Source organism: Pseudarthrobacter sp. N5 (genome assembly GCF_050157035.1).
GTDB lineage: Bacteria > Actinomycetota > Actinomycetes > Actinomycetales > Micrococcaceae > Arthrobacter.
Genome location: NZ_CP189593.1, coordinates 1,910,367 through 1,922,935 on the forward strand (window position 1 = coordinate 1,910,367; position 12,569 = coordinate 1,922,935).

The following is a 12,569-nucleotide window of genomic DNA, read 5'->3' on the forward strand; positions in this document are numbered from 1 at the left end:
CGAACAAGGGACACGTAACGTGGCAGCTCCGCAGAATTACCTGGCCGTCATCAAGGTCGTCGGCATCGGCGGCGGCGGCGTGAACGCAGTCAACCGCATGATCGAGGTGGGTCTCCGCGGTGTTGAATTCATTGCGATCAACACCGATGCCCAGGCCTTGCTCATGAGTGACGCCGATGTCAAGCTCGACGTCGGACGTGAGTTGACCCGCGGGCTTGGCGCCGGTGCGAATCCGGAGGTGGGCAAGCAGGCTGCTGAGGATCATGCCGATGAAATCGAAGAGGTCATCCGTGGCGCGGACATGGTTTTCGTCACTGCAGGCGAGGGCGGCGGCACCGGCACCGGTGGCGCACCTGTCGTGGCCCGCATTGCCCGCTCCCTTGGCGCACTGACGATCGGTGTTGTCACCCGCCCGTTCACTTTCGAGGGCCGCCGCCGCGCCGGTTCAGCCGAGGCCGGCATCGATGCCCTGCGCGATGAAGTGGACACCCTGATTGTTATTCCGAACGATCGTCTGCTGTCCATCAGCGACCGCAATGTCTCGGTGCTGGATGCGTTCCGTTCCGCAGACCAGGTGCTGCTCTCCGGTGTCCAGGGCATCACGGACCTGATTACCACCCCCGGGCTCATTAATCTTGACTTCGCTGACGTCAAGTCAGTTATGCAGGGTGCCGGTTCCGCGCTGATGGGCATCGGTTCGGCCCGTGGTGAAGACCGGGCGGTCAAGGCTGCCGAGCTCGCCATCGCCTCCCCGCTGCTGGAGGCATCCATCGACGGTGCCCATGGCGTCCTCCTCTCCATTCAGGGCGGCTCGGACCTCGGCCTCTTTGAAATCAATGAGGCGGCCCGTCTGGTGCAGGAAGTGGCGCACCCGGAAGCCAACATCATCTTCGGTGCGGTCATTGACGACGCGCTGGGTGACGAAGCCCGCGTGACCGTCATCGCTGCCGGCTTCGACGATGTGAAGGCGACCTCGCCGTCCATGGACCAGTCGGCGCCGTACGTGGCCCCGCAGCGCCCCGCTGCCCCTTCGGCGGCGCCGGCTGCCTCGCAGGCACCCTCGGGCACGAACCAGCACGTTCGCGTCCAGCCCGTCCACGCGGGTGTCGGTGCAGCGGGGCTGAGTAACTGGGGCCAGCAGCGATCGTCTGCCGTCCCGGCGGACTCGGGATTCGACGTCGACCTTCCTTCTGTAGTGGAGCCGGATCTCTCCGGCAGCCATTCCGATGACCTGGATGTTCCCGACTTCCTGAAGTAGAGATCCGATTGTTCCATTGGAGTTCTGTTGTCCTGCCCGGTGTTTCAGTGGCGTTCACTGACACCGGGGCAGGAAACCTTGCACTGCATGTGGGTGACCACCCCGCCGACGTCCTGCAGCGCCGGGCCCTGATGGACGCTGCCGCCGGAGTAGCGCCGTTCGGCTTCCAGTTCATGAACCAAATACACGGCAACGAGGTTGTGTTGGTGGAAGCTGCGGGGGAGGCCCCGACCGCCGATGGCATGGTGTCCACGCGTGTGCCGCTCGCCGTAATGGTGGCTGACTGCATTCCGCTGATTCTCGTGGGGCAGTCTGACTTAGGCGGGACCTTGATGGGCGCGGTGCACGCAGGGCGTCCGGGACTGGCCGCCGGCATCATCCCTGCGGCGGTCGCCAGGATGCGTGCCTCCGGCGCGAGGGGTATCCGGGCCTGGATCGGCCCATCGATCTGCGGCGCCTGCTATGAGGTGCCCGGGGGCCTCCGGACGGAAGTTGCCGATCTCGTGCCCGCTGCCTGGTCAACTACTTCCTGGGGGACACCCGGACTCGACCTGCCGGCTGGGGCGCGAAGCCAGCTTGAGGCAGATGGCGTCACCGTCGAGTACTCCGGACCGTGCACGCTGGAAAGTGCTGACCTCTTTTCGTACCGCGGGGACCGGCACGCGGGCCGGTTTGCAGGATTGGTGTGGACACATGACTGAAATGCCGTCCGGTGAATCTCCTGAGCACGATTCTCCTGAGCAGGATTTCACAGGCCGCGAATCACAACTCCGCATTCGGCTGGCTGCCGTGCGGACGCGCGTTGAGTCCGCGGCTGCCGCCGCAGGCCGGCATGACGATTTGCCTCAACTGATCGTGGTCACCAAATTCCACCCCGCAGCCGTTGTCCGGCTGTTGGCTGGACTGGGCATTTCCGACGTCGGCGAAAACAGGGACCAGGAAGCCGCCGATAAGTCATCCCAACTACAGGACCTGGAGCTGCGCTGGCATTTCATCGGACAGCTGCAGAGCAAAAAAGCCAAGTCCGTGGTGAAGTACGCCCATGCCCTCCACTCAGTGGACCGTCCGCAACTGGTGACCGGAGTGGCGCGGGCCTTGGCCGCGGAGCAGGACAGATCCGGCCGTGGTCCGCTGGCTTGCTTTATCCAAGTCAATCTCGACGACGACGCCGGAAGCCATCGCGGGGGCGCCGCCCCCGCCGAGGTCCTCAAGCTGGCAGATCAGCTGGCGTCCGCCGAAGGACTCATTCTGGCAGGGGTAATGGCGGTGGCACCGCTTGGGGCGGAACCACATGCAGCATTTGAAAAACTGGCGGCTATTTCTTCCCGGCTGTCCGCGGAACATCCAGGGGCGACAGGCATTTCGGCGGGCATGAGCCAGGACTTGGAGACTGCCATCAGCTTCGGTGCGACACACCTCAGAATTGGTTCGGATATTCTCGGTTCGCGTCCGGTAGTGCGGTAGCGTCAAAGTATTGGAAGTGAAATGCGGGGATTCCAGTGCTGTCAAGTCAATCGGACCGCCCGCTACGGACACGATTAGGAGTCGACCATGGCCGGCGCTCTGCGCAAGACAATGATCTATCTTGGGCTCGCCGATGGCGATGAACACTACGAGTCTGAGCTTCACACACCGCAAAAGGACGAGGGCCATTCAATGGATTACGACCGCGAGGAACGCCGCGCACCGGCACCTGCCCGCGAGGTCAGCCGTGAATCGACCCGCGCCGCCGAAGAGGAATACCGCGCACCTGTGACTCCCATCAAGCGAGCGGCCTCGAGCCGCGAGGACCATGCTGGCCTGCGCCAGATCACCACCATTCACCCGCGTTCCTACAACGACGCCAAACTCATTGGTGAGAGCTTCCGCGAGGGCATCCCGGTCATCATGAACGTCACGGACATGGGTGAGGCCGATGCCAAACGCCTCGTTGACTTTTCGGCAGGGCTCGTGTTCGGCCTGCGTGGCAGTATCGAGCGCGTGACCAGCAAGGTGTTTTTGCTGTCACCGTCGTACATTGAAGTCATTGGCGATGACAAGAAGATCAGCGAAACCCAAGCCAGCTTCTTCAACCAGAGCTAGTAGCAGTTCTCCAGATGCCAGACAGGAACACCTGTCTGGCATCTGTGCTGAAGTAAGGTAAATCGAACGTGCAGGATCTGACAGCCAGACGCGGACAGGCAAGCTTTGCCGGACGGCTATCCACAGGACACTGAGGTATCCGGAATCTACATGGAGATATAAGTTAACTCATGGGAATTGTTTTCGGACTCGCCTATATCGTATTACTGCTGTTCCTGGTGTCGCTGATCATCCGGTTGGTGTTCGACTGGGTGCAGATGTTTGCGAGAGATTGGCGGCCCAGGGGAATGGCGCTGGTGGCTGCACACGCTGTGTACTCCATCACAGACCCTCCGCTCGGTTTCCTGCGGCGCCTTATCCCGCCACTTCGGCTTGGCGGGATCACGCTTGATCTGGGGTTTTTGATATTGTTCATCGCAGTCAGCGTGGCTATGGCAATCGTCCGGAATTTCGCGTAATTTCATAGCAGCTTGCGGTGCTGGGGCGGTTCCGGAACATGGAGCCGCTATCTGTGACGCGAAGAAACTCGGGTTTGACACTTCGGTGTTGAATTAGAGGAATACGACCATATTTAGGTACCGTAGTTTTGACGGCCGGAAGGCCTACTGACTAACTAGACCAACGAGGTGACCAGATGGCTTTGACGCCAGAAGACGTTGTCAACAAGCGCTTTCAGCCGACCAAGTTCCGCGAAGGCTACGACCAGGATGAAGTAGATGACTTCCTGGACGAAATCGTCGTCGAACTCCGGCGCCTGAACCAGGAAAACGACGAGCTACGGAAGAAGCTTGCCGAAGGTGGTTCAGGCTCGCCCGCCAGCTCCGCAGCAGCCGCCCCGGTGGTCGAAAAGGTTCCGGCACCCGTGAAGGTCGAGAAAGACGACACCCGTGCGAAGGCAGAAGCTGAGGCCAAAGCCGCAGAAGCTGCCAAGAAGAAGGAAGCCGAGCAGGCGGCACCGCTCGCCGCAGTGCCTGCAGCGGCGCCGGCGGCATCCGGAAGCAACGTCTCCGCAGAGTCCGCGGCCGGACTGTTGGCCATGGCTCAGCAGATGCATGACCGTCACGTGGCCGATGGCCAGGCGCAGAAGGACAAGATCATTGCCGAGGCGCAGATCGAGGCAAGCAGCCTTGTCAACGACGCCCAGGAAAAGTCCCGTAAGACACTTGGTGCCCTGGAGCAGCAGCGGTCTGTCCTTGAGCGCAAGGTGGAGCAGCTGCGTGGATTCGAGCGCGACTACCGCTCACGTCTGAAGGCGTACATCGAAGGCCAGCTTCGCGACCTCGACGCCCGCGGTTCCGTCGCAGCCCCTGAAAGCGAAAGCAACGCGGACGCTTAGCACGTATTCTGAAAGCCGGTGGCTGAGGATTCCTCGGCCACCGGCTTTTGTGATTAACCACAGTTCCTGAATGAAAGCACTATGACTGACGAACCTGCCGCTGATGCAACGCACCCGCCCCCATCACACCCGCGGCCCCGTCGCGCGGTACTGCTGTCCCTGTTCGCAGGATTGGCAGTGTTCGCCTACACCTTTGACCAGCTGACCAAATTGTGGGTCACCGGCACCATGATCGAGGGGGAACGGATTCCGGTCCTGCCGCCGCTCCTCCACTGGTACTACATCCGGAACTCCGGGGCCGCGTTTTCCATCGGCGAGAACGTCACGTGGGTCTTCACCATCATCATGGCCGGCGTGTCCGTTGCCATCCTGTTGCAGATCCGGAAGCTCGGTTCTGCCTGGTGGGCGCTGGCACTGGGGCTGTTGCTTGGCGGTGCCTTGGGGAACCTGACTGACCGGCTCTTCCGGGAGCCCTCATTTGCCATGGGCCATGTGGTGGATTTTATCCAACTGCCCAATTTTGCAATCTTCAATATTGCCGATTCGGCGGTGGTTTCTGCCGTGGCCATTATTTGCCTGCTGACGCTCAAAGGCATCGCCTTGGATGGCACCCGCCATGCTGCAAGCAGGGCCTCCGCAGACCCGGGCCCGCAAAAAACCGTGCCCGCCAAGCCGGAGGAACCTGGAAATGACTGAGCGGATGGAAGTCCCCGAGTCGTTGCAGGGGAGCAGGGCAGATGCGGGACTGGCTAAGATGCTCGGCGTATCCCGATCGCAGGCTGCCACGCTGATCGCCGAAGGCAATGTCGTGATGGACGGCGCCGCCGTGGGCAAATCTGCCAAGCTGGCGGTCGGCAGCATTCTGCACGTGACTGTCCCGGAACGCCGGGATCCCCTTGAAGTGGTGGAGGAAGTTGTGGAAGGCCTCAAGATTCTGCTGGACGACGATGACTTTGTGGTCATCGACAAACCAGTCGGTGTGGCGGCGCATCCCTCACCGGGCTGGGTGGGGCCGACGGTTGTGGGCGGGCTTGCCGGGGCGGGCTACCGGATCTCGACGTCCGGGGCGCAAGAGCGCGCCGGCATAGTCCACCGGCTCGACGTCGGTACCTCCGGTGTGATGGTGGTTGCCAAGACGGAACACGCATACATGGTGCTCAAGCGCGCTTTCAAGGAACGCACGGTGGACAAGGTTTACCACGCAGTAGTCCAGGGGCTTCCTGACCCCTTGGAGGGGACGATTGACGCTCCCATCGGCCGCCATCCGGGCCATGACTGGCGCTTTGCTGTGATCGAAGACGGCAAGCACTCCATCACGCACTACGAAGTGCTCGAGGCCTTCGGTAAGGCCACTCTGGTGGAAGTCCATCTGGAGACGGGGCGGACACACCAGATCAGGGTGCATTTCTCGGCTATGCGGCATCCGTGTGCCGGCGACCTCACCTACGGGGCGGACCCGCGCCTCTCCGCCACCCTGGGCCTGACCCGGCAGTGGCTGCACGCACGGCAGCTTGGCTTTGACCACCCCCGGACCGGGGAGCGGGTAACCGTTACCAGCGAATACCCGCAGGACCTGGCCTACGCCCTCGAGGTCCTCGAGTCGGGCCGGGCATAGCGGCCCGCGGGCATAGACTAGTCCGGTGACTTCCAGCAATGACTCGTTCGTCCATCTTCACAACCATACCGAGTACTCCATGTTGGATGGTGCCGCGAGGCTGGGGGACCTGTTCAGCCACACCACGGAACTCGGCATGGATTCCCTGGCAACGACTGACCACGGCTTTGTGTTCGGCGCCTACGATTTCTGGAATAAAGCCCGCAATGCCGGCGTCAAACCCATTGTCGGCGTCGAGGCCTATCTGACCCCCGGAACGGCACGGCAGGATAAGACGCGTGTCCGCTGGGGCGACGGCGGACGCAACGACGTCTCCGGTGCCGGTTCCTACACGCACATGACCATGTGGGCGGAAACCACCGGGGGGATGCACAACCTGTTCCGGATGTCATCGCTCGCATCCCTCGAAGGCTATCTGTACAAGCCCCGCATGGACCGCGATCTTCTCCAGACCTATGGCAAGGGACTGATCGCCACCACCGGTTGCCCGTCCGGCGAGGTCCAGACCAAGCTCCGGCTCGGCCTGTACCAGGACGCCAAGCAGGCAGCGTCGGACTTCCGCGACATCTTCGGCGCCGAGAACTTCTTCTGTGAGCTGATGGATCATGGCCTGGACATCGAGCGCACCATCCAGGGAGATCTGATCAAACTGGCCAAGGAACTTGGCCTTCCCATGGTGGCAACCAATGACCTCCACTACACACACGCCGAGGATGCATCCAGCCACGCAGCCCTGCTGTGTGTCCAGTCCGGTTCCAGCCTGGCAGATCCCAAGCGCTTCAAATTCGACGCCGATGAGTTCTACCTGAAGTCGCCCCAGGAGATGCGGGCCATCTTCAGCGACCACCCCGATGCATGCGACAACACCCTGCTGATCGCGGAACGCTGCAACGTGGAGTTCAACGAGAACGCCAGCTACATGCCGCGGTTCCCGGTGCCTGAGGGCGAGGATGAGCAGTCCTGGTTTGTGAAGGAAGTCGAAACCGGCCTGCATTACCGCTATCCCAAAGGCATCCCTGACGACGTCCGTAAACAGGCCGACTTCGAAGTCGGTGTTATCACCCAGATGGGTTTCCCGGGGTACTTCCTGGTGGTGGCGGACTTCATCAACTGGGCCAAAAACAATGGCATTCGGGTGGGCCCTGGCCGTGGTTCCGGTGCCGGCTCGATGGTGGCCTACGTCATGCGCATCACCGATCTGGATCCGCTGGTCCACGGGCTGATCTTTGAGCGCTTCCTGAACCCCGAGCGCGTTTCCATGCCTGACTTCGACGTCGACTTCGATGATCGGCGCCGTGCGGAAGTCATCAGGTACGTTACCGAGAAATACGGCGACGAACGAGTGGCCATGATTGTCACCTACGGCACCATTAAAGCCAAGCAGGCGCTGAAGGACTCGTCCCGCGTGCTGGGCTACCCGTTTTCCACCGGTGAGCGCCTCACGAAGGCCATGCCGCCGGATGTGATGGGCAAAGGCATGCTGCTCTCCGAGATCCACAACCCGGAAGCCAAGCGCTATTCCGAGGCGGAGGAACTCCGCGAGCTGCTCAAATCCGATGCTGATTCGCAGAAGGTCTTCGAGACTGCCCTTGGCCTGGAGGGCCTGAAACGGCAGTGGGGCGTGCACGCCGCCGGCGTCATTATGTCCTCGGACCCGCTGATCGACATCATTCCGATCATGCGCCGCGAGCAGGACGGCCAGGTGATCACGCAGTTCGACTACCCGACGTGTGAGGGCCTCGGCCTGATCAAGATGGACTTCCTGGGGCTGAGGAACCTGACGATCATCACGGACGCCGTGGAGAACATCAAGCTCAACAAGGGCACGGATCTGATCCTGGAGGATCTGGGGCTCGATGATCAGGGCGCCTACGAACTTCTTGCGAGGGGCGACACGCTGGGCGTCTTCCAGCTCGATGGCGGGCCCATGCGTTCGCTGTTGAAGCAGATGCGCCCTGACAACTTTGAAGATATCTCCGCAGTTATCGCCCTGTACCGCCCCGGCCCGATGGGCGCCAATTCACACACGAACTATGCTCTCCGCAAGACCGGGCTGCAGGACATTGTCCCCATCCATGCGGAGCTCGAAGAGCCGCTTGCCGAGATTCTCGGCGGTACTTATGGCCTGATTGTGTATCAGGAGCAGGTTATGGCGATCGCGCAGAAAGTGGCAGGGTTCACGCTCGGCCAGGCCGACATACTCCGCCGTGCCATGGGTAAGAAGAAAAAGTCCGAGCTGGACAAACAATATGCCGGATTTGAGCAGGGAATGAAGGACAACGGCTATTCGGCCGCTGCCATCAAAATGCTCTGGGATATCCTGCTTCCGTTCTCCGACTACGCCTTCAACAAGGCGCACTCTGCCGCCTACGGGCTGGTTTCCTATTGGACGGCCTATCTCAAGGCCCACTATCCGTCGGAGTACATGGCCGCGTTGCTGACAAGCGTTGGCGATGACAAGGATAAACTGGCGCTCTATCTGAACGAGTGCCGCAAGATGGGCATTACGGTGCTACCGCCGGACGTCAACGAGTCCAGCGTGAACTTCACCCCGGTTGGCACGGATATCCGCTTCGGTATGGCGGCCATCCGGAACGTCGGCGTCAACGTTGTGGAAGCCATGGTGACGGCCCGCGAAACCGAGGGCGCGTTCACTTCGTTCAAGGACTATCTGCTCAAGGTCCCTGCGGTGGTCTGCAACAAGCGGACCATTGAATCGCTGATCAAGGCCGGAGCATTCGACTCCCTTGGCCACCCCCGGCGTGCTCTGGCGATGATCCACGAAGAAGCCATCGATTCGGTCATCACGCTCAAGCGCAATGAGGCGATCGGCCAGTTCGACCTCTTTGCAGGCTTCGAAGACCAGGAACCGGAAGCCTCACTGGCTACCGAAATTCCGGACCTTCCGGAGTGGGAAAAGAAGGACAAACTGTCCTTTGAGCGTGACATGCTGGGCCTCTACGTCTCGGATCATCCGCTTCAGGGGCTTGAAGGGCTGCTGAGCCAGCACGCGGACCAGAGCATCACTTCCGTGATCGGTGAAGACGGACCGCACGACGGTGCCATCATCACCATTGCGGGAATGATCACCTCGCTGAGCCGCCGCATCGCGAAAGCCAGCGGCAATGCCTATGCGCGTGCGGAAGTGGAAGACCTGGGCGGTTCCATGGAGGTGATGTTCTTTGGCCAGGTCTATGGCCCCATTGCCTCTGTGCTCGCCGAAGACCTGATCGTTGTCGTCAAGGGCCGGCTCCAGAAGCGGGATGACGGCGCCATCACACTGAACTGCATGGAGTTGTCCGTCCCCGATCTCAGCGACAGCCTTAATGGTCCGGTGGTCATCACCGTGCCGACGCACAAGGCCACGGAGGCCGTGGTGACGGAGCTGGGTGATGTGCTGCGGACTCACCGTGGCACTTCTGAGGTCCGCCTGCACCTGCTGGGCGACACGAAAGTGGAGGTCATGGGGATGCCCGTCCACCTGCGCGTCAACCCGAACCCGGCCCTGTTCGGGGACCTGAAAGTGCTGCTCGGCCCGGCTTGCCTGGACAGCTAAATTTCGTACTCCAGCGGGACAGGCTGACCGTAGGCACCCGAGTGGTACAGCAGCGGAGAGCCGTCGTCTCCAATCTGCCCGCCAACCACTTCCACGACCACAACGGCGTTGTTCTCGAAGGAAAGCCGCATCTGGATTTTGCCGATCAGCCAGCCGGCGACGTCCTTCAGCACGGGAACGTCATGGGGACCGGTTTCCCAGTGGTCTCCCTCGAACCGGTCCGTGGTCCGGGCGAATCGGTCAGCCAGGTCCTGGTTTTCCAGCCCCAGCATGTGGACACCGATGTGGGCTGTGTTGGCAACTGCCGGCCACGAACTCGAACTGCGGGCCATGTTGAACGTAAACCGCGGGGGATGCAGGGACAGAGACGCCACGGACGTAGCCGTGAATCCATACGGAACACCGTTGTAGTTGACGGTGATGATGGCCACGCCGGCGGCATGCCGCCGGAACATTTCCTTAAACGTTCCCTCGAAGGCTGCCTGATCTGAGGCCACTTTGATCGAACTCCCTGCTGCATCCGTGCGTAATATCCTGCTGTATCCAAGACTATGGCGATGCAATGCTGTCCGGTGGCTTGTTTACCCGCCACGTCGTTTGTCTGACTGGCCTGAAGTTTTGTTAAGGTTTGTTTCATGACGCAGCCATCCAACCACCTTTCCATTTCCTCGGAAACAAGTGCCCGGAAACCCGTGCCAGAGGCCAACGGATTGCCTTGGCTGTGGTGTGTGGGGGTTGCCGCGGCCGGCGTCCCGGCCGGGCTGCTTTGGTGGCTGCTGGCGCCAGGTGGATTGAATCTGATCACCCGTGATCCGGCATTCGGTACGGGGACCAACACTGAAGTGTGGCTTCCGCGTGACCTGGTGCTGGCCGCCCTCTTCCTGTTCGCAGGGTGCCTCGTGGCAGTCATTCTTGCAGGGAAGGGCCCCGGCCCCACACGACTGCAACTGGTCCTGTGCAGCGCGGGCGGCCTTGCCGGCGCTGTGATTGCGTGGCGTGTGGGAGTCCTCGCAGGTGCGTGGTGGGGAGGTCCTGTTGATCCTTCAGTCAACGCCAGCGTCGGGTTTTCCCTGCGGTCGTACGGGGTGCTTGCGCTATGGCCCGCAGCCACTGCAGCGGCCACCTTCGTCCTCAATCTGCTCAGTCTCCTGAAGCGGACGCCGGACCACAATTGACCCGACACCGCGGGATGGCCCAGCGGACGCGTAAAATGGGGCAGTGACTATTTCTACGGACAACTCTTCGACAGCTCACCTCTCCGCCGTGAATTTCCGCACCGTTGATTTGCGGGGCCAGCGGCTGACACTCGCCGGGTTGCGCGCCGCAGTCCCGCGGGCACGGCATCAGTCCCGGGCCGATGCCGAAGTCAAAGTCATGGCCATCATCAATGACGTGCGCAATCGCGGATACGCTGCGCTGAGCGATCTGGCCAGGGGCTTCGACGGCGTGGAGCTGCAGTACCCTCGAGTTCCCGCTGGTGCGCTGAAGTCGGCGCTGAAGAACCTGGATCCTGCCGTCCGTGCGGCACTGGAGGAATCCATCAGACGCGTACGCCGATTCGCGGACAGCCAGCGGCCCGCAAATATCGACGTCGACCTCGGTGACGGCGCCTTGGTGAGCCAGAACTGGGTGCCGGTTGCCCGTGTGGGGCTTTATGTCCCGGGCGGCCTTGCGCCACTGGCATCATCCGTAGTGATGAATGTTGTCCCGGCTCTCGCAGCGGGTGTGGAATCGATCGCGTTGGCATCTCCACCGCAGAAAGACTTCAACGGGCTGCCGCATCCCACCATTCTGGCGGCCGCCGAGCTGCTGGGCATCGACGAGGTATATGCGATCGGCGGCGCCCAGGCCATCGCGGCCTTTGCCTATGGCATTCCGGGCGCGGAAGGGGAGCCGGCACTGGAACCCGTTGACCTGGTCACGGGCCCGGGCAATATCTTCGTGGCAACGGCGAAGCGCCTGGTCAAAGGCGTTGTGGGGATCGATTCCGAGGCAGGCACCACGGAGATTGCCATTTTGGCGGACGCCACGGCAAGGCCGGATCTTGTGGCTGCCGACCTGATCAGCCAGGCCGAGCATGATCCGAAGGCAGCTTCAGTCCTGGTCACCGATTCCGAACCGCTCGCGGCCGCCGTCAGGGCAGAACTTGAACTCCGGGCTGCATCCACAAAACACAGCCAGCGGGTCCGCGAGGCGCTGTCCGGCCCTCAGTCCGGGACGGTGCTGGTGGACGACCTGGAGCAGGGCATTGCGGCCTGCAACGCCTACGCGGCTGAACACCTCGAGGTCATGACAGCGGATGCACCGGCCGTCGCGGCCCGCATCCGCAGTGCCGGCGCCATCTTTGTGGGGGACTACAGCCCGGTGAGCCTCGGTGATTACTGCGCCGGCTCCAACCATGTACTTCCCACGAGTGGCACGGCGGCGTTCGCGTCGGGCCTCAACGTCACCACATTTCTGCGCGCCATCCAGGTGATCAACTACAGCAAGGCCGCGTTCGAACAAGTGAGCGGGCACATTGTCAGTCTGGCTGGCGCGGAAGACCTCCCGGCGCACGGGGATGCGGTGACTGTGCGGTTCGAGAAAGTCAAATAACCACTATATGTGGTAATTACAGCCTTGTTATTCGGCTACATGTAGTCGTAGACTGGTGCCGGAAGAAAAACTTCCGTCACCGGTACCAGTCAGGCCTCACGGCGCGGACGGTGCCGGTCCGGCCAGG

The 12,569-nt window shown here is 61.8% G+C and carries 12 protein-coding genes; 11 read left to right on the forward strand and 1 reads right to left on the reverse strand.

Annotated features, from left to right (window positions below):
• Positions 1-19: 19 nt before the first annotated feature.
• From ftsZ to dnaE, 9 genes are all read left to right on the forward strand, one after another.
• Positions 20-1,258 carry a cell division protein FtsZ gene (gene ftsZ / locus ACQCST_RS09235; protein ID WP_426998959.1) on the forward strand — a complete coding sequence of 413 codons (1,239 nt, stop codon included), beginning with the start codon at positions 20-22 and terminating at the stop codon, positions 1,256-1,258.
• 8 nt (positions 1,259-1,266) lie between these two features.
• Complete coding sequence (locus ACQCST_RS09240; protein ID WP_426998960.1) at positions 1,267-1,959, forward strand: polyphenol oxidase family protein; 693 nt, start codon at positions 1,267-1,269, stop codon at positions 1,957-1,959.
• Position 1,960: 1 nt separating this feature from the next.
• Positions 1,961-2,722, forward strand: a complete 762-nt coding sequence (locus ACQCST_RS09245; protein WP_426999131.1) for a YggS family pyridoxal phosphate-dependent enzyme — start codon at positions 1,961-1,963, stop codon at positions 2,720-2,722.
• 87 nt (positions 2,723-2,809) lie between these two features.
• Entirely contained in the window at positions 2,810-3,340 is a 531-nt protein-coding gene (locus ACQCST_RS09250) for a cell division protein SepF (RefSeq protein ID WP_426998961.1), read from the forward strand.
• A gap of 170 nt (positions 3,341-3,510) precedes the next feature.
• Positions 3,511-3,798, forward strand: coding sequence for a YggT family protein (locus tag ACQCST_RS09255; protein WP_426998962.1), 288 nt, complete (start codon positions 3,511-3,513; stop codon positions 3,796-3,798).
• Positions 3,799-3,974: 176 nt separating this feature from the next.
• Complete coding sequence (locus ACQCST_RS09260) at positions 3,975-4,676, forward strand: DivIVA domain-containing protein (RefSeq protein ID WP_426998963.1); 702 nt, start codon at positions 3,975-3,977, stop codon at positions 4,674-4,676.
• Positions 4,677-4,757: 81 nt separating this feature from the next.
• A complete protein-coding gene (lspA, locus tag ACQCST_RS09265) occupies positions 4,758-5,372 on the forward strand; it encodes a signal peptidase II (protein ID WP_426998964.1) in 615 nt (204 codons plus the stop codon).
• Positions 5,365-6,291 carry an RluA family pseudouridine synthase gene (locus ACQCST_RS09270; RefSeq protein ID WP_426998965.1) on the forward strand — a complete coding sequence of 309 codons (927 nt, stop codon included), beginning with the start codon at positions 5,365-5,367 and terminating at the stop codon, positions 6,289-6,291. Before lspA ends, ACQCST_RS09270 begins: the two co-directional genes overlap by 8 nt.
• Before the next feature lie 25 nt (positions 6,292-6,316).
• Positions 6,317-9,847 (forward strand): DNA polymerase III subunit alpha, encoded by a 3,531-nt coding sequence (dnaE, locus tag ACQCST_RS09275; RefSeq protein ID WP_426998966.1) that lies wholly within the window; start codon positions 6,317-6,319, stop codon positions 9,845-9,847.
• Here the strand turns inward: dnaE and ACQCST_RS09280 are convergent.
• On the reverse strand, positions 9,844-10,344 hold the full coding sequence (locus ACQCST_RS09280) for a flavin reductase family protein (protein ID WP_426998967.1): 501 nt from the start codon (positions 10,342-10,344) through the stop codon (positions 9,844-9,846). The two genes, dnaE and ACQCST_RS09280, sit on opposite strands and share 4 nt — an antisense overlap.
• 138 nt (positions 10,345-10,482) lie before the next feature.
• Here ACQCST_RS09280 and ACQCST_RS09285 point away from each other — a divergent pair, with 138 nt between their 5' ends.
• Complete coding sequence (locus tag ACQCST_RS09285; RefSeq protein WP_426998968.1) at positions 10,483-11,022, forward strand: hypothetical protein; 540 nt, start codon at positions 10,483-10,485, stop codon at positions 11,020-11,022.
• 43 nt (positions 11,023-11,065) lie between these two features.
• Complete coding sequence (gene hisD, locus ACQCST_RS09290) at positions 11,066-12,442, forward strand: histidinol dehydrogenase (protein ID WP_426998969.1); 1,377 nt, start codon at positions 11,066-11,068, stop codon at positions 12,440-12,442.
• Positions 12,443-12,569: the final 127 nt, after the last annotated feature.

Coding starts and splice junctions, on each gene's coding strand:
- lspA (WP_426998964.1), top strand. CDS start 4,758: ATGACTGACGAACCTGCCGCTGATGCAACGCACCCGCCCCCATCACAC.
- ACQCST_RS09250 (WP_426998961.1), top strand. CDS start 2,810: ATGGCCGGCGCTCTGCGCAAGACAATGATCTATCTTGGGCTCGCCGAT.
- ACQCST_RS09270 (WP_426998965.1), top strand. CDS start 5,365: ATGACTGAGCGGATGGAAGTCCCCGAGTCGTTGCAGGGGAGCAGGGCA.
- ACQCST_RS09245 (WP_426999131.1), top strand. CDS start 1,961: ATGCCGTCCGGTGAATCTCCTGAGCACGATTCTCCTGAGCAGGATTTC.
- ACQCST_RS09255 (WP_426998962.1), top strand. CDS start 3,511: ATGGGAATTGTTTTCGGACTCGCCTATATCGTATTACTGCTGTTCCTG.
- ACQCST_RS09260 (WP_426998963.1), top strand. CDS start 3,975: ATGGCTTTGACGCCAGAAGACGTTGTCAACAAGCGCTTTCAGCCGACC.
- ACQCST_RS09285 (WP_426998968.1), top strand. CDS start 10,483: ATGACGCAGCCATCCAACCACCTTTCCATTTCCTCGGAAACAAGTGCC.